Source organism: Pseudomonas sp. H1_D05 (assembly GCF_054682705.1).
In genome coordinates this window covers 1,763,117-1,785,444 of sequence record NZ_CP162825.1, presented here as the reverse complement: position 1 = coordinate 1,785,444, position 22,328 = coordinate 1,763,117, and the positions used below count along the sequence as shown (strand labels likewise).

The following is a 22,328-nucleotide window of genomic DNA, read 5'->3' as shown; positions in this document are numbered from 1 at the left end:
GGGCGGCTGGCCGATCAGCTTTCCAGCCAGACGTCCCGCGCCCAGTGCCATACCGATTCCCAGGTTTCCTCGGCAATCAACTCTTCTTCGGCCTGCCACAACACCACCGTGCCATCCTCTTCGACACAGTAGTAGTCATCGCCGTCCTGACAGATTGGAATCAGGCTGCGATCAACACCGGCATCCCAGGCGTTGGCGGCAACATCCGGCAAGTAGGTGTGGGATTGTGGGTCGGTGACAGTCACCGGTTCGAGGCTGCCATACACCACATCGCTGACGGTCAGCAAAAACTCTCTGAAGACAAACGGAATGTCGATGAACAGCTGTTCTTCGATTTCGACCAGCAGATCTTCGTCAGGCAACTCCAATGGAACCGGCACGGGTTCGTTGGCTTCACGCAGTTGTTCGATGATTTCTTCCACGTCCGGGATCCTCTTGCTTGAATGGCGCGGTTTATATGGGCCGGTTTATACAGTAGCTCGCTATAGATGCAACCGCGAAATAGAAAACCCCAGCCGAGGCTGGGGTTTTTTATTACGGCAAGTGACGCCTGGAAGGGATCAGCCGTTCTGGCGGATACCGGCAACCAGCCAAGGCTGGTTTTCGCCCTGCGGACGTTCCATGTTCCAGCTTTCGCTGAACACTTCGCCCTGGTCGAAACGCGAGGTCTTCGACACACCGCTGAAGGTCAGGGTGGCGATGGTCTTGTCGGCGCGGTCATCCACACCATCCAGTTGAACCTGGAGGTTGTCGATGTAGGTCGACTGGAACGCATCGCCCAGATCCGCACGCTCACGCTTGAGGAACTCGAGCATTTGCGGGGTCACGAACTCGGCGATCTTGTCCATCTCGTTGGCGTCCCAGTGCTGCTGCAGCGCCTGGAAGTGGCTGCGGGCAGCTTCAAGGAAGTTATGCTCATTGAACCAGGCTGGCGCGTTGATCACAGGACGAGCGGCGGCGGGTGCGGCCGAACCACCGAAGATCGAACCCATGGCGGCAGGCTTCTGCTCGAACACTTCACGCTGCATCGGCGCGCCGGCCGGAGCGAACTGCTCCTGCTGCTTGCGTCGACGCGCGGCGATGAAGCGGAAGATCACGAACGCGATCACGGCCATGATCAGGATGTCGAAGATCTGCATGCCCTGGAAGCCGCCGCCCATGAACATGGACGCGAGCAGGCCACCGGCGGCGATACCGGCCAGAGGGCCGAGCCATTTCGAAGCACCGCCGGCCTTGGCGGCAGCGCCTGCGGCACCGGCAGCACCTGCGGTCGCCGCAGCGCCGCCGACACCTGGAGAAGAAGGAGCCATCTGGCTGGTCTGGTGCGTCGGCGCAGCGCCGGCGCTTTTGCCACCACCAAAGCGCTTGGCGTTGGCGTCGAGGCTCATCGTCAGGCCGATGCACAACGCCATGGCGATGCTAAGAAAACGTTTCATAAAGGGAATTCCCGTTTGTGGAGACACGCGCGCCATGTTGCACAGCTGAAGTGTTACTGGCTAGCGAGAGAGTGTTTCGGGCTTTTGCCTGACAGGTTACGTTCAGCTCGGTCGGGACAATAAGGCCATGTACTTTTGGTTGTAGGAAATCGGGACAGGTTCAGTGAGAAAGCTCGTTTAGCGACGAAAAGCGAGCATCACCACACCTGCGGTGATCAGGCCGATGCCGCCCCATTGACGCAGGTCGAGTTTCTCGCCCAGCAGGATCACGCCGAGCACTGCCACCAGCACCACGCTGAGTTTGTCCACTGGCGCGACCAGCGAGGCCGGACCGACTTTCAGCGCGCGGAAATAGCACAGCCACGACGCACCGGTTCCCAGGCCAGACAGCAGCAGGAACAGATAACTCTTCGCAGAGATCGATCCCAAAGATTGATATTGGCCCGTCGCGTACAAAATCAAGGCCAGGCTGACGAGTACCACGATGGTGCGCAGCAGGGTGGCGAAGTCGGAATTGACGTTTTCGATGCCGACTTTGGCGAAGATCGCCGTCAATGCGGCGAAAGTCGCCGAGAGCAGGGCCCAGAATGTCCAAGAAGAAAAGAAGCCTGAGCCCATGGAAATTTCCTTTGATCAACCTGCCGACCCAGATCCTGTGGGAGCGAGCTTGCTCGCGAATGCCGCACCACGGTTTATCAGATCAACCGCGGTGATTTCATTCGCGAGCAGGCTCGCTCCCACAGAAAAGCGAAATCGGCGTCAGATCGCTTCCAGCTTGGCGTAACCGAGCATCAGCCATTTGCTGCCTTCGCTGAAATTCACCTGCACCCGTGCCTGGGCGCCGGCGCCTTCGAAGTTGAGGATCACGCCGTCACCAAAGATCGAATGGCGTACCGCCTGACCGAGGCTGAAACCCGTTTCCGGAATCTCGCTGCCGCTGAACAGATTGCTTCCGCTCATCGACTGATTGCCGCCGAAGGGTCGGCTGACGCTGTTCGACAAGCGCACTTCCTGAATCAGGCCTTTCGGTACTTCGCGCACGAAGCGCGAAACCTTGTTGTAGGTCTCGCTGCCGTACAGGCGTCGGGTTTCAGCATAGGTCATCACCAGATTCTGCATTGCCCGGGTAATGCCCACGTAAGCCAGACGCCGCTCTTCTTCGAGACGCCCCGGTTCTTCCAGGCTCATCTTGTGCGGGAACAGGCCTTCTTCCATGCCCACGAGGAACACGTAAGGGAATTCCAGGCCTTTGGCGCTGTGCAGGGTCATCAGCTGAATGCTGTCTTCGTGTTCGTCAGCCTGAGTGTCCCCGGCTTCCAGCGAAGCATGGCCGAGGAACGCCGCCAGCGGCGTCAGTTCTTCATCCTCTTCGGTGTTCTCGAAGTTGCGCGCGGCGCTGACCAGTTCCTCAAGGTTTTCTACCCGGGCCTGGCCTTTCTCGCCTTTTTCCGCTTCGTGATAGGCGATCAGCCCCGATTGCTCAATGACGGTCTGGGTCATCAAGTGCAGCGGCATCTCCATGCACTTGGCAGCGAGATTTTCGATCAACTCGATAAACGCACCCAGCGCACCGGCTGCTCGACCGGTCAGGCCTTTGTTGGCGACCAGTTGACGCATCGCTTCCCACATCGACACATCGCTGTGGCGTGCGTGATCGCGGATGGCTTCGACGGTTTTTTCGCCAATGCCTCGGGCCGGCACGTTGATCACCCGTTCCAGCGCCGCATCGTTGCCGCGACCTTCGAGCAAACGCAGGTAGGCCATGGCGTTCTTGATTTCGGCACGTTCGAAGAAGCGCTGGCCACCATAAATGCGGTAGGGAATGCGCTCACGCAGCAAGGCTTCTTCGAGAACGCGCGATTGGGCGTTGGAGCGGTACAGAATCGCGATATCGCTGCGGGCCAAGCCGGTTTTCAGCGCGCTTTCGATGGTTTCGACAACGTAGCGTGCTTCGTCGTGTTCATTGAACGCGGCGTACAGATTGATCGCTTCGCCGTCGCCGCCGTCAGTCCACAGCTCTTTGCCCAGACGCCCGGTATTGTTGGCGATCAAGGCGTTGGCGGCCTTGAGGATGCCGGCGGTGGAGCGGTAGTTCTGCTCCAGACGAATGGTCACCGAATCCGCGAAGTCGGAAGAATACTGATGAATGTTCTCGATTTTCGCGCCGCGCCAGCCGTAGATCGACTGGTCGTCGTCGCCGACCACCATCAGGCTGTCGCCGCCTTTGCCAAGCAGGCGCAACCAGGCGTACTGCACGGCGTTGGTATCCTGGAACTCGTCCACCAGAATGTGCCGAAAGCGCTTTTGATAATGCGCCAACAGGCCCGGGTGATCGCGCCACAGGTCGAGGGCACGCAGCAGCAGTTCGGAGAAATCGATGACGCCGGCACGCTGACACGCCGCCTCATAGGCCTCATAGATGCCGCGCATGGTCGCCAGGTACAAATCGCCGCTGGCCTGAATGTGTTGCGGACGCAGGCCTTCGTCTTTCTGGCCATTGATGAACCACTGCGCCTGACGCGCCGGCCAGCGTTGCTCGTCGAGGCCGAGTTCGCGGATCACCCGTTTGACCAGCCGTTGCTGGTCATCGCTGTCGAGAATCTGGAAAGTCTGGCTCAGGCCTGCTTCCTGCCAGTGCGCCCGCAGCAAGCGGTGCGCCAGGCCGTGGAAGGTGCCGACCCACATGCCGGCCGGGTTGATCCCCAGCAACTGCTCGATGCGGTGACGCATCTCCGCAGCGGCCTTGTTGGTGAAGGTCACCGACAGAATGGAGTGGGGCGAGGCGTTTTCTACCTGGATCAACCAGGCGATACGGTGCACCAGCACTCGGGTTTTACCGGAGCCAGCACCGGCCAGGACCAACTGACGGCCAACGGGGGCTGCTACGGCCTGGCGTTGGGCATCGTTGAGGGAGTTCAGCAGAAGGGAGAGATCATCGCGCATCGGGGCATTCTAGGGTGCGCCGCAGGCCCGGGCAAACCGAGCTTTGCATTAGCCGATGAAACTCCCGTCGATGACGACCGGTCGGTCACTGGCTACAGGCATCGGCCCGCCGCGCTCCAAGGGTTTGGCCGGTGGCAAAGGACGGAAAAGTTTCGCTGAAATTATGATGTGGAGCAGTTTGGCAACGGGATCGGCTTGTGTATGCTCCGTCCACGTTTCGGGCGCACGCCCTCCTTATAAGAACAAGAACGTTGCCCATGACCCTCAGCTCCGAACTGTCGGGCCCCTCCGTGGATCCCCGGGTTATCCGCAAGCACTATGCCGTCGAGATGGCGGTCGAGCGCACGCGTCTGCTGTATCAGGGCTCGTTGTTGCCCACGCTGTTCATGTTGATCAATGGTCTGGTCTGCGCCGCTTTGCTCTGGAGCCCGCAGCGCTATTTCGTGGTCAGCGTCTGGCTGGTGTGGTTGCTGTCGCTGGTGGCATTGCGGGTGATTCAGGTGGCGGCGTTCGATTCGGCGATCCCTGATCGTCAGGCGCAACCGATCTGGCGGCGGATGTTTCTGCTCGGCTCGACCATGACCGGTCTGACCCTGGCCGGTGCCGGCATCGCCCTGGTGCCCGCCGACAACTTCATACAACAGGCCTGGGTGTTCGGCCTGATCGGCGCCGCAACCCTCTCGGCCAGCGTCGCCTACGCGGTGAGCCTGCCAGCGTTTCTGTCATTTACCTTGCCCTGCCTGTTGCCGGCGATCGGTTATCTGTTCTGGGGCGGTGACGAGCAGGCGCGCGGTTGGGGCTGGCTCGGTCTGATCCTGCTCGGCTCGCTGAGCGTGGTCGCGTGGCAAGTCAATCGGCTGATTGATCGGGGCTTGCTGCGGCGCTTCCAGAATCAGCGCTTGATCGAACACCTGCAACAGACGCAGGCGCGCAGCGAACAGCTCAATCAGGAACTGGCCAAAGAAATCGATCAGCGCCGCTGCGCCGAGGGCAAGTTGCGTGAAGCGCAGGTCGAACTCGAAGACCGCGTTGCCCAGCGCAGCCTTGAACTGGACGCGGCCAATCAGGCCCTGAGCAAAAGCGAAGCGCGGCTGGCGCTGGCGCTGAAGGCCAGTGAGCTGGGGCTGTGGGACTGGAACCTGCAAACCGATGAGGTCCACCACACGCAGATTCAGGAACTGTTCGGCCTCGCTCCGGAATACGTCACGGCACTTTTGCGCGACCTCAAGCCACGTCTGCATCCAGACGATGTGCCGACGCTGAAATACGCGTTGATCGAGCACTTGAAGGGGCGCACCGAGGACTATCAGATCGAATACCGCGTACGTCACGGCGATGGCCATTGGGTGTGGATCGAAGACCGAGGCCGCGCCGTAGAGCGCAGCGACAGCGGCCGGGTGATCCGCATGGTCGGCACCCGCCGCGACATCAGCGCCAGCAAAAGCCTCGAAGAGCAGCAGCGCCTGGCGGCGACCGTATTCGAAGCGGCCAGTGAAGGCATCGTGATTCTCGACCCGAACTATGCGCTGATCGCGATCAATCAGGCGTTCAGCCGGGTTACCGGTTACGACATCGAGGACATGCTCGGGCGCAACGTCGTCGAGCTGCCGTGCAGCCGCGACGCCCGCCGTCATTACGTGGCGATACGTCATGCCTTGGAGCAGCACGGCAGTTGGCAGGGCGAACTGGTGGAGACGCGCAAGAATGGCGAGCTGTATCCGCAGTGGCTGCAACTGAATGCAGTGCGTGATGGTCGGGGAAATGTCAGCCATATCGTCGGCTTCTTCGCCGATCTGTCAGCACGCCGCGAATCCGAAGAGCGCATGCGCTATCTGACCCATTACGACGAGCTCACCGGGTTGGCCAACCGCTCGCTGTTCCGCGAGCGCTTGCATGAAGCGCATCAACGTTCGCGTCAGGGCCGGCGCAGCCTGGCGTTGCTGCACATCAATCTGGATCGCTTCAAATTGCTCAACGACAGTCTCGGCCATGAGATTGCTGACCAGTTACTGCAGAAAATGGCGCGCCGGCTGGTCAACGCCTTACCGGAAGCGGATACCATCGCCCGCTTGTCCGGTGACGAGTTCGCCGTACTGTTCGATGCCTACGGCAATCTCTCAAGTCTGGCCCGGGTCGCCACGCGCCTGTCGAGCAAGTTGCGCCTGCCACTGACGGTCGAAGGGCATGAGCTGGTGGTCAGCGCCTCGATGGGCATCAGCATGCTGCCGGACAACGCTCGGGAAATCTCCGCACTGGTCAGCCAGTCGAACATGGCCATGCAACATGCCAAGCATCTGGGCGGGAACAACTTCCAGTTCTACACCGACAGCCTGCAGGCCAGCACCCTTGAGCGCTTGCAGCTGGAAAACCATCTGCGCAAGGCCATCGAAGACAAGCAGCTGAAAGTGTTCTATCAACCGAAGCTGTGCCTGCAAACCGGGCGTTTGAATGCGGCAGAGGCACTGGTGCGCTGGGATCATCCAACCATGGGCCAGGTGCCGCCGGGGGACTTCATCGGGCTGGCCGAGGAAACCGGTCTGATCGGGCCGATCGGCGAATTCGTCCTGCGTCAGGCGTGCTGGCAGGCCTGCGAATGGCAGCGTCAGGGGCTGGAGCCGATTCGTGTTTCGGTGAACCTGTCGGTGCATCAACTGCGTCAGGGCAAACTGGTCAGTCTGGTGCGGCAGGTGCTGGAGGAAACCGGACTGGCGCCGCACTACCTCGAACTGGAACTGACCGAAAGCCAGTTGCTCGACAGCGTCGAGCACATCATCGCGACCTTCCAGCAACTGCGCGATCTGGGGGTGAAACTGGCCATCGATGATTTTGGCACCGGGTATTCGTCGCTGAGTTACCTCAAGCGCATTCCGGTGGATTACGTGAAGATCGATCAGGCATTCATTCGCGGTTTGGGGGAGGGCAGTGAAGATGCGGCGATCACTCGCGCGATCATTGCCATGGCCCATGGGCTGTCACTGAAAGTGGTCGCCGAAGGTGTCGAGCGCCAGGAGCAGCTGGAATTTTTACGCGCCGAGCGTTGCGATGAAGTGCAGGGTTACCTGATCAGCCGGCCGGTGGAGGCGAGCGGCCTCGCCGGGCTTTTGCGCGAACAGGAAAAACCGTTTTAAGGGCTACATACACCCCATCGCGCCTGATATGGGGACATGGAGTTACGCATTGAGCAGGCAAAAAGCCAATTCATGTAGTATAACTACAAGCGTGCTACATCCTTGCCCATAAGAAGAGTCCAGCCCCTTGAATCTGCTGCAACACATCGCCCAGTCACGTCACCTGTTACGCAAGTCGGAGCTCAAGGTCGCCGACCACGTGCTGCTTGACCCTGCGGCGGTGATGCACAGTTCCATGGCCGACCTGGCCCACAGCGTTGGCATCAGCGAGCCGACCATCGTGCGCTTCTGTCGCGCCATTGGTTGCTCCGGTTTCCAGGATCTCAAGCTCAAACTGGCGCAAAGCCTGGCCGCCGGTGCCAGCTTCGGCCAGTTCGCAATCCATGAAGACGACTCGGTTGCCGATTACAGCCTGAAGATTTTCGACACCACGTTGCACACCTTGATGGAGGTTCGCGAGAAGCTCGATCCGGTTGAGCTGCAGCGTGCGGTGACGTTGATGTCGCAGGCGCAGCGCGTCGAGTTCTACGGCTTCGGCGCGTCGGGCGCGGTGGCGGCGGATGCGCAGCACAAGTTCTTCCGTTTGCTGCTGACGGCGGCGGCGTATTCCGATCCGCATATGCAGGCGATGTCGGCGGTGACGTTGAAACCGACCGATGTGGCGATCTGCATTTCCCAGTCGGGGCGTTCCAAGGACCTGCTGATTACCGCCAATCTGGTGCGTGAGAGCGGCGCTTCGCTGATTACTCTGTGCCCTAGCCAGACGCCGTTGGCCGAACTGTCGACCGTCAATCTGGCAATCGATGTGCACGAAGACACCGAAATCTATACGCCGCTGACTTCGCGTATTGCTCACCTGGTAGTGATTGACGTGCTGGCGATGGGCGTGGCGATGGCGCGTGGGCCGAGTCTGGTCAATCACCTGAAGAGCGTGAAGCGCAGTCTGCGCAGCTTGCGCTTGTCGCCGAAAGCCGTGAAAGCGCTGGATGACTGAAGTTATCTAAGTAATCGCGAGCAGGCTCGCTCCCACAGGGGATTTCCTGTGAACACAGATTCTGTGTCATACCGAGATCAGATGTGGGAGCGAGCCTGCTCGCGAAGGTGTCCTCAAAAACACCACAACCCTGCGCAAGTTTCATCGCACTGTCATCCACACGCAGCCAAACCGTCATCCCTCCCGCCTATGGTGAAACTCCCGTAATCGCCTTGGGAGACTCGAAATGGCTCAGCCCTACGAAGAACGCAACAGCGCCGCGAAAACCCGTCGTCAGCAGGAAGACCAGCGCCGCATGGAGTTTCGCCGCGCTATCGAAGATCGCTTCGAACTTCGCCAGCTACAAGCCGAAATCGGCGATTTTCCCGAGATCAACCATTGGCAGGCAGCACCCGCAGCTTCCCGTCGAAGCGCTCAACCAGCGCGCTGATCTGCACCCGTTCGCTGCGGATAAACGCCAGGAAGGCGTGTGCCACCGGTGACAAGCGTTTGGCCTTGGCTTGCACCAGACACCAGCTACGGAATAGCGGCAATTCCTCGACCGGCAACTCGACGAGGCCGCCGGTCGCCAGCTCCAGGTTCAGGGCGTGGCGCGTCAACAGCGCCAGGCCCAGACCCGCCTGCACACATTCACGCTGAGCTTCGGCCGAGGCCACTTCCTGAGTCTGGGTGAAGTGCACGCGTTTCTCTTTGAAGTACTCTTCGCAGGCCAATCGTGTGCCCGAGCCGGGCTCGCGGATCAGCAGCGTGTAGGGTTCCAGATCCTGTAACCGCAGCGGACCCATGTGTGCCAGCGGGTGATCCGGGCGCGCCACGGCAACAATCGGGTTGTTGAGGAACGGCAGGAATTCCAGACCCATGTCCTGCGGCACCATCGACATGATCACCAGATCGTCGCGGTTGTCGGACAGCCTGCGAATCACCTGGCCACGGTTGACCACGGTCAGTTGCAGATTCACTTCCGGGTGCTGACGCTTGAACGCGGCGAACAGGTGCGGCACGAAGTATTTGGCGCTGGATTCCACCGCCAGCTTCAATTGGCCCTGCAGCGAACCCTGCATGTCGGACAGCTGCATATCGAGGTTTTCCAGACGCCCGAAGATGTCCCGGCTGGCGCGCTGAAGTGCTTCGGCGGCCTCGGTCATGTAGAGTTTTTTGCCGACGTAATCGAATAATGGCTGCCCGATCAGCTCTTCGAGCTGACGAATCTGTAGGCTGACGGCCGGTTGTGTGAGCGACATTTCCTCGGCTGCGCGGCTGTAAGAGCGTAAATCACACACTTCATTGAAGATTTGCAACTGACGCAATGTCATACGCATCAATGACTTACGCATTTCTTATAGGCTCTGATGGCAGGCTGATCGTTCAACTATAAGTCTTTGCTTATGGCTAACCCAATTTTTATTCATTTTTGTTAATCCCTCATGAGCGCTAGTGTGGACCTGCGACTGAATTGAAACATTTGGTCACGCGTCGACCTGGGTCTAGCAGGTCGTGGTGCCACCGGCTCAAGGGAACCTCCAAGTGATAACAAAGATCCTGATCGCCAACCGTGGTGAGATTGCCGTACGAATCGTGCGAGCCTGCGCCGAAATGGGCATTCGCTCGGTTGCGATTTTTTCCGACGCCGACCGCCATGCGCTGCATGTGAAACGCGCGGACGAGGCCCACAGCATCGGTGCCGAGCCACTGGCGGGTTACCTGAACCCGCGCAAGCTGGTGAACCTGGCGGTTGAAACCGGCTGCGATGCGTTGCACCCCGGTTACGGTTTCCTTTCGGAAAATGCCGAGCTGGCAGACATCTGCGCCGAGCGCGGCATCAAATTCATTGGCCCGTCGGCGGAAGTCATTCGCCGCATGGGCGACAAGACCGAAGCCCGGCGCAGCATGATCAAGGCCGGTGTACCGGTGACGCCGGGCACCGAAGGTAACGTCGCCGACATCGAAGAAGCCTTGGCCGAGGGCGACCGCATCGGTTACCCGGTGATGCTCAAAGCCACTTCCGGTGGTGGCGGTCGCGGTATCCGTCGCTGCAACAGCCGCGAAGAACTCGAACAGAATTTCCCTCGGGTGATTTCCGAAGCGACCAAGGCCTTCGGTTCGGCCGAAGTGTTTCTGGAAAAATGCATCGTTAACCCCAAGCACATCGAAGCGCAGATTCTCGGCGACAGCTTCGGCAATGTCGTGCACCTGTTCGAGCGTGATTGCTCGATCCAGCGCCGCAACCAGAAACTCATCGAAATCGCCCCGAGTCCGCAACTGACCCCGGAACAGCGCGCCTACATCGGCGACCTGTCGGTGCGTGCGGCCAAGGCTGTCGGTTACGAGAACGCCGGTACCGTGGAGTTCCTGCTCGCCGAGGGCGAGGTGTACTTCATGGAGATGAATACCCGGGTGCAGGTGGAGCACACCATCACCGAAGAAATCACCGGGATCGACATCGTCCGCGAACAGATTCGCATCGCCTCCGGCCTGCCGTTGTCGGTGAAGCAGGAAGACATTCAGCACCGGGGTTTCGCGTTGCAGTTCCGCATCAACGCCGAAGACCCGAAGAACAACTTTCTGCCGAGCTTCGGCAAGATCACCCGTTATTACGCCCCCGGCGGACCGGGTGTGCGCACCGACACAGCGATCTATACCGGCTACACCATTCCGCCGTTCTACGATTCGATGTGCCTGAAGCTTGTGGTCTGGGCGCTGACCTGGGAAGAGGCGATGGACCGTGGCCTGCGCGCCCTCGACGACATGCGTCTGCAAGGTGTGAAGACCACCGCCGCGTACTACCAGGAAATCCTGCGCAACCCGGAATTCCGTAGCGGCCAGTTCAATACCAGCTTCGTTGAAAGCCACCCTGAACTGACCAACTACTCGATCAAGCGCAAACCCGAAGAGCTGGCCCTGGCCATCGCCGCCGCCATCGCCGCCCACGCAGGCCTGTGAGGAATACAACAATGTCCAAGAAGATCTTTGTCACCGATACCATCCTGCGCGACGCTCACCAATCGCTGCTCGCCACCCGCATGCGCACCGAAGATATGCTGCCGATCTGCGACAAGCTCGACAAAGTCGGCTACTGGTCGCTGGAGTGCTGGGGCGGCGCGACGTTCGACGCCTGCGTACGCTTCCTGAAAGAAGACCCGTGGGAGCGTCTGCGCCAACTGCGCGCGGCGCTGCCTAACACGCGCCTGCAAATGCTTCTGCGCGGGCAGAACCTGCTGGGCTACCGCCACTACAGCGACGACGTGGTCAAAGCCTTCGTCGCCAAAGCTGCGGTCAACGGCATCGACGTGTTCCGCATCTTCGATGCGATGAACGACGTGCGTAACCTGCGCGTGGCGATCGAGGCGGTGAAGGCTGCCGGCAAACATGCGCAAGGCACCATCGCTTACACCACCAGCCCGGTGCACACCATCGATGCGTTCGTCACGCAGGCCAAGCAGATGGAAGCCATGGGTTGCGACTCGGTGGCGATCAAGGACATGGCCGGCCTGCTGACTCCGTACGCCACTGGCGAACTGGTTCGCGCGTTGAAAGCCGAGCAATCGCTGCCGGTGTTCATCCACTCCCACGACACGGCCGGTCTGGCGACCATGTGCCAGCTCAAGGCGATCGAAAACGGCGCCGATCATATCGACACCGCGATCTCCAGCTTCGCTTCGGGCACCAGCCACCCAGTGCACCGAGTCGATGGTTGCAGCACTCAAGGGCACCGAGTACGACACCGGTCTGAACCTCGAACTGCTGCAAGAGATCGGTCTGTACTTCTACGCCGTACGCAAGAAGTACCACCAGTTCGAAAGCGAGTTCACCGCCGTCGACACCCGCGTGCAAGTCAACCAGGTGCCGGGCGGGATGATCTCCAACCTCGCCAACCAGTTGAAAGAGCAGGGCGCCCTTAACCGCATGGCCGAAGTGCTGGCGGAAATCCCACGCGTGCGTGAGGACCTCGGCTTCCCGCCACTGGTGACCCCGACTTCGCAAATCGTCGGCACCCAGGCGTTCTTCAACGTGCTGGCCGGCGAGCGCTACAAGACCATCACCAACGAAGTGAAGCTGTACCTGCAGGGCGGTTACGGCAAGGCGCCGGGCGTGGTCAACGAGAAGCTGCGTCGCCAGGCGATCGGCAGCGAAGAAGTCATCGACGTGCGTCCGGCCGATCTGCTCAAGCCGGAAATGACCAAGTTGCGTGCTGATATCGGCGCCTTGGCCAAGTCCGAAGAAGACGTGCTGACCTTTGCGATGTTCCCGGACATCGGCCGCAAGTTCCTCGAAGAGCGTGCTGCCGGCACCCTGACCCCTGAAGTACTGCTGCCGATTCCGGAAGCGGGCGGTGTGACCAAGGCGGGCGGCGAAGGCGTGCCGACCGAGTTCGTCATCGACGTTCACGGCGAAACTTACCGCGTCGACATCACCGGTGTCGGCGTCAAAGCTGAAGGCAAGCGTCACTTCTACCTGTCCATCGACGGCATGCCGGAAGAAGTGGTGTTCGAACCGCTCAACGAATTCGTCGGCGGTGGCAGCAGCAAGCGTAAGCAAGCCTCTGCACCGGGCCACGTCAGCACCACCATGCCGGGCAACATCGTTGATGTGCTGGTCAAGGAGGGCGATACCGTCAAGGCCGGCCAGGCTGTGCTGATCACCGAAGCGATGAAGATGGAAACCGAAGTCCAGGCAGCGATTGCCGGCAAGGTAACCGCCATTCATGTGGCCAAGGGTGATCGGGTCAATCCGGGTGAAATTCTGATCGAGATCGAAGGCTGAGATAACGGCCGCGATCCAACGTTTTAAACCTCGGGGGGGCATGTGCTCCCCTTTTTTTCATCCGGAATTTGTCTGCATCACATGAGGCCTATGTGGGAGCGAGCCTGCTCGCGAAGAGGAGTGTCAGTCGATATTTATTCAACTGACCGATCGCATTCGCGAGCAGGCTCGCTCCCACAGTGACGATGTTCAATCCGTCAGAACGCCATGCGCCATTGGCCCATTACGCCATGAGTGCGGCTGTCAGTGGCCATTTCACCCGTGAGACCCACACCGACCGTGTGATTGGCAGACAGCCCGAGATCGAGGCCGGCATCCACCGACAGGCTGTTGCGATCCAGCGCGGCACCGGCAATTTCAAAGCGTTTGCCACCCTTGACCAGTTGCTGGCGGGTGTCGCTTTCGATCTCGCCAAAGGTGTGTTTCCAGCCGGCACTGAATCGCGGTGTCAGCGTCATGCCGTTGTCCAGCCGATTGATTTTCGCCGTGCGCAGGCCAAAGGTACTGCTGAGGTTGTCGCGGGTTTGTCCGAAGACTTTCAGCGCCGCATCCCCGCCGTTTTCGCGGTAGCTGTCGCGTTGATAGCGCTGATAGCCGACGCTGGCGAACGGTTCGAGCGTCGCGTTGTGCCGGCCGATGTTGACCGCCAGTTCGGCAAAGGCTTGTTGGGTGTTGGCGTCATAGTTGCCCTTGAGGCGATCGCTGAAGCCGTTGAAGGCCACGCGACGTTTACTGGCGCCGTCATGACTGGCGTAGGTCGCCCCGAGACGCAGCGAGAAGGGGCCGTCCTGACGTGCGGCGTAGGCACCGAGGTGCCAGCTGTCGAGGTCGCCATCGTATTGCCGGGCATCGAGTCTGGTCTGCGATTTACCGCCGACCAGGCCGACATGCCATTGCTCGTTGAGCCGCCAGTCGGCGCCCATGACCAGGCCTTGGGTAGCGTGTTTGAGGGTGCTGTCGAAGTTGCGGTCGACTTTGCCACCATGGCCAAGCGCCTGAATCCACACGCGCCCGGAATCGGCAGCGCCGGCGGCCTGACGCGGCGAGTTGCCGGAACTGTAGGCAGAACCGTAACGGCTGTTCAGTTGCTGCATGGCCGAAAGCATGCTCGCGCTTACGGGAGTGATGCTGCTCAGCGTGGCTTTGGCGAGGTTTGCATTGCTGCCGGCGGCGAGTTGTTCGAGGGCGACCGGTGCGGTGGTTTTGTCGCTGGTCAGAAGCGCGGCGACTGCTGCGTTTGCAGGTTTTATAGGCGCAGGTGCGGGCGGTTCGGCGGTCTCGTTAACTTGCGCAGTAAGAGGTTCGTCCGGCATTGGCGATGGGACGGACTCTGCAGTGGGAGTCGGCGCTGAAGTCGGGACAGGAACAGAAATTGGAGCTGGTGCAGACGCCGTCAATGGCGTTGTTGTCACTGATGGCGGAGGTGCTGTTGGATCGACAATGGCCTCGGCAGCGGCACGAGTGTTGGCTGTCGTGGCAGCGCTCGAAAGCGGCTTACCGTTACGGGCGTAAGTCAGCCCGACGGACTTTTTGTTGTATTGCGCAGTGGCTGTCATGAAGGCGAGGTCGCTAACGACCGTACCGAATTCGCCTTCTACCTTGCCCGCTTCGAGGATTTTGTACTGTCTGCTTTGCGGATATTCTCCCGGACCTGCAACGACTTTCAGGGTGGCGCCTTCCAGCTTGGCGGTGCCATCAACCTTGATCGTTTGACTGCCACCGGGGGTGACCTCGTAAGCCAGTTCGGCGGTCGGGGACAAGCGCAAGTCGCCTTTCACGCGCGGGCTGCCTAGCACCTCATTGACGGTGAGCAGGCCGGCGACCTCCAGGCTTCCCACCACACCTTTACCGGCAAAGCTGCCACCGCTCTCGACATACACGTCGCCCTTAATGCTCCCCAGGTTGGTCAACGTGGTACCGCTGTTGACCAGCACGCCCTCCTTGAAGTCTCCCTTGGAACTCAGCGCCCAATCGCCCCGGCTGAGGAACAGGCCGTTGAAATTACGTGTGTCTTTCAGCTCGCCGCCTGCCGCTGCATCCAGGAACAGGACGTTATCTCCCCCGCCACCATCCAGCAGGCCGGTAAAGCTTGCGCCGTCCGTGAGCGTGATCAGATCGTTTACAGCGGTACCTTTAAACGTTTCTTTAGGGGTTTTAAAAGCGATGGGCACCGTACTTGGGTCGGTGAGAAATCCCTTCAGTCGTTCAAGCGCCATTTTTTTAGGGCTGGTTTCGGACAATTCAGTGACATCCGCTACTGCGGTTGAATCAGCGACTTCAGAGGGTTGCTGAGCGTTGGCAACCGCTACGCAACCCAGCGCCAGCGAAATGGCCAAAGCCAGATGTTTTGGTTTGAACGTGTGTCGAATGGTCATTGAGTCGAGCCTCGGTTAGCAGGAGACCCAACTCTATTGATGCCCCAAAAAATCCGATGTCGGCTGCTTCCCGCAGGCTTGCAGGCGACATCGCATCGTTTTGTAGAAAATGACCGCGAGATCCGCAACCAGGATTTTTACTCGGTTGCAGCGTTCCCTTTTCCTACAACCATTCAAGACCCCGCCGGCTGTTCAACCCTCAAAAGCTCATCTGCCACTGCCCGATCAAACCGTGATTGCGGCTGTTGCTGCCGATCTCACCGCTGTATCCCACACCCAGCGTGTGCCGCGCCGAGATCCCCACATCCAGACCGGCCTCCAGCACCAGGCTGTCGCGATCCAGCGAGCTGCCATCGACACTGAACGCCGTGCCGCCAGTCACAAACGCCTGACGAGTCGAGCTGCTGACATCGCCATAGGTGTGTTTCCAGCCAGCGGCCATGCGCGGGGTCACGCTCATGCCGTTGTCCAGGCTGCTCAGGTGCGCTAGGCGCAGGCCGAAGGTGCTGCTGAAGTTGTCCTGGGTCTGGCTGTCGACTTGCAGTGCGGCGGCGCCACCTTTTTCCTTATAGCTGTCGCGGTGGTAGCGCTGATAACCGAGGCTGGCGAATGGTTCGGCGCTGAGGCGGCCGCTGCCCATGGCATAGCCGAGTTCGGCGAAGGCTTGCTGGCTATCGGCGTCGTAGTCGCCTTTCGGGCGGTCGCTGAAACCATTGAAGGCGATGGTGCGTTTGCTTTCGCCCTGATGGCCGCTGTACGCCGCGCCGAGGCGCAAAGCGATCGGGCCGTTCTGGTGCAGCGCGTAGACGCCGGCGTGCCAGCTCTCGACGTTGCCGTCGACGCCGGTCGCGTCCAGATCGGTTTTCGAATAGCCACCGAGTACGCCCAGCCGCCATGCTGCATTCAGCGACCAGTCGGCACCCAGCACGCTGCCCTTGGTGCGTTGTTCCAGACCACTGCTGCCATGTTCGCCATCGAGCTTGCCGTAGCCGCCGATGCCTTGCAGCCAGAGCCGCCCGCGAGCGTTCGGGTCATTCAGGTTGCGTGCTTCGGACGGCACGCCATTGGCTGCCAGCACGGGGGTGTCGCGCTGATCGAGACCGACCATCAGTCCCGGGCTGGCGCCCATTTGCTGCATCGCCGAGAGCATGCTGCTGCCGACCTGACTGCTGGCGCCGAGGGTGGCGCTGGTCAGGTTGGCATTGCTGGCACCGGCCAGTTGCTCGATCGCCGCGCCGGCGCTGCTTTGGCTGGTATTGAGCAAGGCGTTGTACAAGGCGTTGCCTTTGCCGATTGAGGCGAGGCTGTTGGCGGCGTTTGTGCCGTTGCCAGTCGTGGCGAACTCATTGAACGCCACATCATTGCGGGTGTAGGTCAGATCGACTTGCGTGGGTGTGTAGGCGAGAGTCGGCGTCAGGAATGCGTAGTCGCTGCTGACCTTGCCGAAGGTGCCGTTGACCTGCGCCGCTTGCAGTACGGTGTAGTGGCTCTGCCAGGGATAGGTGCCGCTGCCGGGATTGACGGCGAGCGTTGCACCGTTGAGGTTGGCGATGCCGCCGACCTGTACCGGCGCGCTGCTGCCGTCGGCATTGACGCCGTAGGCGAGGGTGCCGGCGCTGCCCATGTTCAAGTCGTGAACGATGGTGGCGCGGCCGAGTCCGGTGTCCGTGCGTAGCGTGCCGTTGACGTTGAGATTGCCCACCGAACCGCCACCGGCATACACACCGCCAGCGTCGACGGTCAGGTTGCCAGTGATGCTGCCTTGGTTGATCAGGGTGGCGCCGTTGCGCACCGCGCCGCCGTCGCTGAAATCGCCACTGCCGGACAGCGTCCACGCGCCTTGCTTGACCTCCAGCCATTCGAAGTTGCGACTGGCGCCGAAGCTGCCACCGGCCGCGTCCTCCATCACCACGCGGTCGTAACCGCTGCCGCCATCCACCACGCCGACAAAGCGACTGCCATTGCGCAAGGTCAGGCTGTCGTTGCCGCTGCCCAGATCCAGCGCCAGGCCATTGCTGCCGCTGATCGTGCCGCCGTTGATGACGTTGTCGGCGAACTCACCGACGAACTTCACGCCAAAACCGTTGAGGCCTTGGATGGTGCCGAAGTTTTCCAGGGTGGTCGCCGCCAGCCCCAAACCGCCGCTGCCATCGTCCACCAGGATGGCGCTGTCGGCACCGCTGATCAACGCGTTGCTGGCGTTGAGTATGTAGCCACCACCGAGGGCAATACCTTCGCTGCCGTTGGCGAAACCGCCCTTGTCGACACCACCTGCACCGACGCCCTGAATGGTCCCGTAGTTTTCGATGTGGGCGATCTTGTCGATGTCCACGCCATCGCCGTCACCGTTCGCTTGCAAGCCTGAGTAAGCGCCAGTGATGGTGCCGTGGTTAATCACCGTGCCATCGCCGTCGGAACCGAACCCGGAACCATTGCGGCCGGTGATCTGCCCGTAGTTGATCAGCGTCGCGCCGAGGTCGGTGGTGATGCCGTGCCGGCCGCCGGAAATCACCCCGTAGTTGGTCACGCTGACGCCACTCGCCGAGTCGATATCGATGCCGTCGAATTTCTCGTCGGCATTGTGCGAATCGCCGGTGGAAATCTCGCCGTAGTTGGTAATGGTCGCGTTGGCCCCGGTCTTCATGCCGTCGCTTGCGTCGCCGCGAATCAGCCCGCCGGCACGGTTGATGATGGTGGTTTTCACCCCGTCGCTGCGCAGCGCATCCAGATCCAGACCTTGGCCCGTGGTTGAGCGAATCACGCCGCTGTTGTCGATCAACAGGCTGCCGCTGACGAAGTTGCTGTCGATGCGCAAGGCGTCGTTGGCGCCGAGAATCTGCCCGCCGCTGCGGTTGTAGATCGTGTAGTTGCGCGCCTGGGTCAGGTCGCCGCTGCTGTCGATGGCCCGGCCACCGCTGGACACGATTTTGCCGGCGTTATCGATCACCACACCCGCACCACTGGTCTTGTCTTTCAGGCTCACGGCCTTGCCGCTGTTGGTGATGCTGCCCGGTGCGGAAATCGTCAGCGTATCGCTGCCTCCCAGCGTTTGCGCTGCCGTGGTGGCGGTGTCGATCTGCACGGTTTTGCCGTGGGCTGCCGTGGCGGTGATCAACAGGGCAATGGCGAGAGACAGACGCTGGGGCGGGAACGGCATGGTCGGACGGCCTTTTTGTTATAAGCGGGCCGTCCTGTATAGCGAAGGGTTTTTACAGAATGATGTCTTTGAGGTGATGAGTCACTGATCGCGACGCACGTAAGCCTTGCCGTAATGCCGCTCCATGCGTGCCTGAATCAACTCCAGGCCAATCGACATCAGCCAGTAAATGATCGCCGCCGTCGTCAGCATTTCGATATAGCGGTAGCTTGAGCGCCCGTATGACTGGGCGAGAAACATCACTTCCCAGACCCCCATCACCGAGATCAGCGACGAGTCCTTGAGCATCGAGATGAACTGGTTGGTGGTGGGCGGGATGATCGTGCGCATGGCTTGCGGCAGGGTGATGCGCCAGAAAATCACCGTCTCGCGCATCCCCAATGCCAGCGAAGCTTCACGCTGGCCGTGGTCGACCCCGAGGATGCCGGCGCGGAAGATTTCGCTGAGATAGGCGCCGTAGTTCAACGACAGGGCAATGATGCCCGCGACAATGGCGCCAGGCACGATGCCCAGTTGTGGCAAGCCGAGGTAGATCAACAGGATCTGAATGAGCAGTGGCGTGCCGCGAAAGAACGAGGTGTAGAAGCTGGCGATACCGAACGCCACGGCGCTTTTCGACAGGCGCGCCAATGCCGTGATGAAGCCCAGCAGGGACGAGGCGACAATCGAGCACATACACAGGAAAAGCGTCAGCGCCGCGCCTTGCAGAAAGCCGTTGGGCGCCAGGTGCAAACCGACCAGGTTGGGCAGTTTGTCGAGGATGATCGAGAACTTCAGGTCGAAGCTCAGGAAGAACCCGGCGAACAGGCAGAACAGCGCCGCCCATGTCAGGTACAGCCGCGTACGAAAACCGAACAGGCGTTGCATGCGTGATTCAGCCACCGGTTGTGGTGGCTGTGGCGGTGTCGGGAAAGAAGTCATTGGCTGATATCAGCACCGATCCATTTTTGCGACAGCTTGCTCAGGGTGCCGTCCTGTTTCAGTTGCGCGAACACCTCGCGCACTTTGGCATCCCATTGCGCGTCACCTTTTTCGATGGCCACCGAGTTCGGTTCCGAATACAGCGGCGCGCCGGCCAGTTTGAAGCGTTTGTCTTCGTTCAGGCGTGGCTGCGCGGTGACGAGGTTGGTGAGGATTGCATCCAGACGCACGCCGGCGCCCAGGCCCAAATCCTGGAAGGCAACGTTGTCGGTGTCGTACGGCGCGATCTGCACATCTTCGAACGGGTACTGCAACTGCTTGTCTTCGGCACCTTCGATGACCAGGTTCTTGTTCAGATAACTTTCGTAACTGGACGCGCTGGTGAGGCCGACTTTTTTGCCACTCAGATCCTTGGCAGCGTGAATCCGATCATCCTTGGCGTTGACTACGATCACTGCGGGCGAGGCGTAGTACTCGACCGGGAAATCGAACACTTCGGCGCGGGCCTTGCTCGGTGTCATCGAGCAGATGCAGATATCGTAACGCCCGCTCCAGCGGCCGGCGGCAATGACGTCCCAGGACGGCGTTTCCAGTCGCAACTTCACGCCCAACTTGTCAGCCACGGCCTTGGCGACGTCCACATCGAAGCCATCAAGCTGATTCTGGTCATTGAGAAACGAGAACGGTGGATAGCTTTCCATCAGCACACCGACCAGCTCTTTTTTCTGCTCGATACGATCCAGCGTGGCGCCAGCAAAGGCTTGAGTGGAAGCGGCCAGAATCGTCAGGCCCAGGGCCAGTAGCGGTTTAAATTTCACAGTCGATCCCTGGGTAAAAAAGAGGTTGTTTTTAACGGAATGGTGCGTATTAAATAGTTATAAGAACGACTCTGATAGTGAGTTATTTTCATAAGCATATGAGTGAAAAGCATATGGGCGCAGGAAGCACGATTATTCTCGATGGCGGCATGGGCCGTGAGTTGCAGCGCGCCGGGGCGCCATTTCGTCAGCCGGAGTGGTCGGCGCTGGCGTTGAGCGAGGCGCCGCAAGCGGTTGAGGGGGTGCATGCCGCTTATATCGCCAGTGGCGCCAATGTGATTACCACCAACAGTTATGCCGTGGTGCCGTTCCATATTGGCGAAGAGCGTTTCGCCGCAGAAGGGCAGGCGCTGGCCGCGTTGGCCGGTGAGCTGGCGCGACGTGCGGTGCAGGCCTCGGGGAAATCCGTGCGGGTGGCCGGCTCATTGCCGCCGCTGTTCGGTTCTTATCGTCCGGATCTGTTCGAGGCCGCACGAGTGACCGAGTTGCTGGCGCCCTTGGTCAATGGTCTGGCCCCGCACGTTGATCTGTGGCTGGCGGAAACCCAAAGCTCGATCATCGAGGCGCGTGCCATTCACGCCGGGTTGCCGAAGGATGGCAAACCGTTCTGGTTGTCGTTCACCTTGAAGGACGAAGACACCGATGAAGTGCCGCGCCTGCGCTCGGGTGAGCCAGTCGCCGAGGCGGCTGCGGTGGCGGCTGAGTTGGGCGTCGAGACGTTGTTGTTCAATTGCAGTCAGCCGGAAGTGATCGGTGCCGCGATTGATGCCGCGCGTGACACCTTCGAGCGTCTGGGGGCGAAAATTCACCTTGGTGCCTATGCCAATGCGTTTCCGCCGCAGCCAAAAGAAGCTACGGCCAATGACGGACTTGATCCGCTGCGCGATGACCTGGATCCGCCGGGTTACTTGCACTGGGCGATTGACTGGCAGCAGCGCGGTGCGAGCCATTTGGGCGGTTGCTGCGGGATCGGGCCGGAGCACATTGCGGTGCTGGCGCAAAAGCTGGTGTAACCGCAGATCAAAAGATCGCAGCCTGCGGCCACTCCTGCATGGGATTTAAATTCACCGTGTAGGAGCTGCCGCAGGCTGCGATCTTTTGCTTTTCAGATAATCAGGAACGGCACTCGACCAAACCTTTCACCTGCCCGTTGGGCGTCTGATTTTCATCCGACAGCCACCGCTCGAAACCTGCCGCAATTGCCGGCCACTCGCCATCCAGAATCGAGTACCACGCAGTGTCGCGGTTCTGGCCCTTGACCACCATGTGCTGGCGGAACACGCCTTCGAAGCTGAAACCCAGACGTTCGGCGGCGTATTTCGAGCGGGCGTTGCCGTTGTTGCATTTCCATTCGAGGCGGCGGTAGCCGAGGTCGAAGGAATATTTGGCCAACAGGTACACCGCTTCGGTGCTTCTCGGCGAGCGCTGCATCGGCGCGCCGAAGGTGACGTGGCCGATTTCGATACGGCCCTGGGCCGGGACAATCGACATCAGGCTGAGGATGCCTTGTACCTGACCGCTGGCGCGATCGACGACGCTGAAGAAATACGGGTCGCTGGCGGCCGCGTGGTTGTTCAGCCAAGCGTCGAAAACGCTGCGTTCCGGGAACGGGCCGTAGGGCAAATAATCCCAGAGTTTCGGGTCGGCACCGGGGCCTTCGAGTGCGGCGAACAGCTGGTCACCGTGGCGCGCCGGGTCGAGTCTTTCCAGACGAATAAAACGCCCTTCAAGCAAGGTGGCGGTGGGGGCGGCGACGCCTTTCCAGTCAGCGAGTGAAGCGGTCATGCGTGCGTCT

15 protein-coding genes and 1 pseudogene are annotated in these 22,328 nt (G+C 60.4%); 6 read left to right on the top strand and 10 right to left on the bottom strand.

The window, feature by feature from the left end:
* Positions 1 to 14: 14 nt before the first annotated feature.
* From AB4O11_RS08170 to uvrD, 4 genes are all read right to left on the bottom strand, one after another.
* Complete coding sequence (locus AB4O11_RS08170) at positions 15 to 422, bottom strand: SMI1/KNR4 family protein (RefSeq protein WP_003187120.1); 408 nt, start codon at positions 420 to 422, stop codon at positions 15 to 17.
* Between the two features lie 138 nt (positions 423 to 560).
* Positions 561 to 1,436 carry a Tim44 domain-containing protein gene (locus AB4O11_RS08165; protein WP_093429599.1) on the bottom strand — a complete coding sequence of 292 codons (876 nt, stop codon included), beginning with the start codon at positions 1,434 to 1,436 and terminating at the stop codon, positions 561 to 563.
* Positions 1,437 to 1,613: 177 nt separating this feature from the next.
* On the bottom strand, positions 1,614 to 2,054 hold the full coding sequence (locus AB4O11_RS08160; RefSeq protein ID WP_016984014.1) for an EamA family transporter: 441 nt from the start codon (positions 2,052 to 2,054) through the stop codon (positions 1,614 to 1,616).
* A gap of 141 nt (positions 2,055 to 2,195) precedes the next feature.
* Positions 2,196 to 4,379, bottom strand: a complete 2,184-nt coding sequence (uvrD, locus tag AB4O11_RS08155; RefSeq protein ID WP_007912069.1) for a DNA helicase II — start codon at positions 4,377 to 4,379, stop codon at positions 2,196 to 2,198.
* Positions 4,380 to 4,636: 257 nt separating this feature from the next.
* Between uvrD and AB4O11_RS08150 the strand changes: the two genes are divergently transcribed.
* The 3 genes from AB4O11_RS08150 (at position 4,637) to AB4O11_RS08140 (ending at position 8,931) form a co-directional block, all read left to right on the top strand.
* Entirely contained in the window at positions 4,637 to 7,507 is a 2,871-nt protein-coding gene (locus tag AB4O11_RS08150; RefSeq protein ID WP_460130435.1) for a putative bifunctional diguanylate cyclase/phosphodiesterase, read from the top strand.
* A 127-nt stretch (positions 7,508 to 7,634) separates the two neighbouring features.
* The gene (gene hexR / locus AB4O11_RS08145; RefSeq protein ID WP_007962240.1) at positions 7,635 to 8,501 is read left to right on the top strand and encodes a transcriptional regulator HexR; all 867 of its coding nucleotides are present in this window, start codon (positions 7,635 to 7,637) and stop codon (positions 8,499 to 8,501) included.
* Between the two features lie 226 nt (positions 8,502 to 8,727).
* Complete coding sequence (locus AB4O11_RS08140) at positions 8,728 to 8,931, top strand: PA3496 family putative envelope integrity protein (RefSeq protein ID WP_095188667.1); 204 nt, start codon at positions 8,728 to 8,730, stop codon at positions 8,929 to 8,931.
* On the opposite strand, the gene AB4O11_RS08135 is transcribed toward AB4O11_RS08140, so the two are convergent.
* Positions 8,873 to 9,835 carry a LysR family transcriptional regulator gene (locus tag AB4O11_RS08135; protein ID WP_093429604.1) on the bottom strand — a complete coding sequence of 321 codons (963 nt, stop codon included), beginning with the start codon at positions 9,833 to 9,835 and terminating at the stop codon, positions 8,873 to 8,875. The two genes, AB4O11_RS08140 and AB4O11_RS08135, sit on opposite strands and share 59 nt — an antisense overlap.
* 190 nt (positions 9,836 to 10,025) lie before the next feature.
* Here AB4O11_RS08135 and AB4O11_RS08130 point away from each other — a divergent pair, with 190 nt between their 5' ends.
* Both AB4O11_RS08130 and oadA read left to right on the top strand, forming a co-directional pair.
* Entirely contained in the window at positions 10,026 to 11,441 is a 1,416-nt protein-coding gene (locus AB4O11_RS08130) for an acetyl-CoA carboxylase biotin carboxylase subunit (RefSeq protein WP_025112637.1), read from the top strand.
* 11 nt (positions 11,442 to 11,452) lie between these two features.
* A pseudogene (oadA, locus tag AB4O11_RS08125) lies at positions 11,453 to 13,262 on the top strand (sodium-extruding oxaloacetate decarboxylase subunit alpha).
* Positions 13,263 to 13,459: 197 nt separating this feature from the next.
* Here oadA and AB4O11_RS08120 read toward each other — a convergent pair.
* The 4 genes from AB4O11_RS08120 to AB4O11_RS08105 all read right to left on the bottom strand — a co-directional run bounded on the left by AB4O11_RS08120 (position 13,460) and on the right by AB4O11_RS08105 (position 20,533).
* Positions 13,460 to 15,637 carry an autotransporter domain-containing protein gene (locus AB4O11_RS08120; RefSeq protein ID WP_460130434.1) on the bottom strand — a complete coding sequence of 726 codons (2,178 nt, stop codon included), beginning with the start codon at positions 15,635 to 15,637 and terminating at the stop codon, positions 13,460 to 13,462.
* A 199-nt stretch (positions 15,638 to 15,836) separates the two neighbouring features.
* A complete protein-coding gene (locus AB4O11_RS08115) occupies positions 15,837 to 18,794 on the bottom strand; it encodes an autotransporter outer membrane beta-barrel domain-containing protein (protein WP_460130433.1) in 2,958 nt (985 codons plus the stop codon).
* A gap of 81 nt (positions 18,795 to 18,875) precedes the next feature.
* Entirely contained in the window at positions 18,876 to 19,715 is an 840-nt protein-coding gene (locus AB4O11_RS08110; RefSeq protein WP_460130432.1) for an amino acid ABC transporter permease, read from the bottom strand.
* Entirely contained in the window at positions 19,712 to 20,533 is an 822-nt protein-coding gene (locus AB4O11_RS08105) for an ABC transporter substrate-binding protein (RefSeq protein WP_099757552.1), read from the bottom strand. The genes AB4O11_RS08110 and AB4O11_RS08105 overlap by 4 nt, the downstream gene beginning before the upstream one ends.
* Positions 20,534 to 20,646: 113 nt before the next feature.
* Here AB4O11_RS08105 and AB4O11_RS08100 point away from each other — a divergent pair, with 113 nt between their 5' ends.
* Positions 20,647 to 21,546, top strand: a complete 900-nt coding sequence (locus AB4O11_RS08100) for a homocysteine S-methyltransferase family protein (RefSeq protein WP_460089317.1) — start codon at positions 20,647 to 20,649, stop codon at positions 21,544 to 21,546.
* 100 nt (positions 21,547 to 21,646) lie between these two features.
* On the opposite strand, the gene AB4O11_RS08095 is transcribed toward AB4O11_RS08100, so the two are convergent.
* On the bottom strand, positions 21,647 to 22,318 hold the full coding sequence (locus AB4O11_RS08095; RefSeq protein ID WP_460130431.1) for a GNAT family N-acetyltransferase: 672 nt from the start codon (positions 22,316 to 22,318) through the stop codon (positions 21,647 to 21,649).
* Positions 22,319 to 22,328 lie beyond the last annotated feature (10 nt).

Coding starts and splice junctions, on each gene's coding strand:
- AB4O11_RS08165 (WP_093429599.1), bottom strand. CDS start 1,436: ATGAAACGTTTTCTTAGCATCGCCATGGCGTTGTGCATCGGCCTGACG.
- AB4O11_RS08160 (WP_016984014.1), bottom strand. CDS start 2,054: ATGGGCTCAGGCTTCTTTTCTTCTTGGACATTCTGGGCCCTGCTCTCG.
- uvrD (WP_007912069.1), bottom strand. CDS start 4,379: ATGCGCGATGATCTCTCCCTTCTGCTGAACTCCCTCAACGATGCCCAA.
- AB4O11_RS08150 (WP_460130435.1), top strand. CDS start 4,637: ATGACCCTCAGCTCCGAACTGTCGGGCCCCTCCGTGGATCCCCGGGTT.
- AB4O11_RS08140 (WP_095188667.1), top strand. CDS start 8,728: ATGGCTCAGCCCTACGAAGAACGCAACAGCGCCGCGAAAACCCGTCGT.
- AB4O11_RS08135 (WP_093429604.1), bottom strand. CDS start 9,835: ATGCGTAAGTCATTGATGCGTATGACATTGCGTCAGTTGCAAATCTTC.
- AB4O11_RS08120 (WP_460130434.1), bottom strand. CDS start 15,637: ATGACCATTCGACACACGTTCAAACCAAAACATCTGGCTTTGGCCATT.
- AB4O11_RS08115 (WP_460130433.1), bottom strand. CDS start 18,794: ATGCCGTTCCCGCCCCAGCGTCTGTCTCTCGCCATTGCCCTGTTGATC.
- AB4O11_RS08110 (WP_460130432.1), bottom strand. CDS start 19,715: ATGACTTCTTTCCCGACACCGCCACAGCCACCACAACCGGTGGCTGAA.
- AB4O11_RS08100 (WP_460089317.1), top strand. CDS start 20,647: ATGGGCGCAGGAAGCACGATTATTCTCGATGGCGGCATGGGCCGTGAG.
- AB4O11_RS08095 (WP_460130431.1), bottom strand. CDS start 22,318: ATGACCGCTTCACTCGCTGACTGGAAAGGCGTCGCCGCCCCCACCGCC.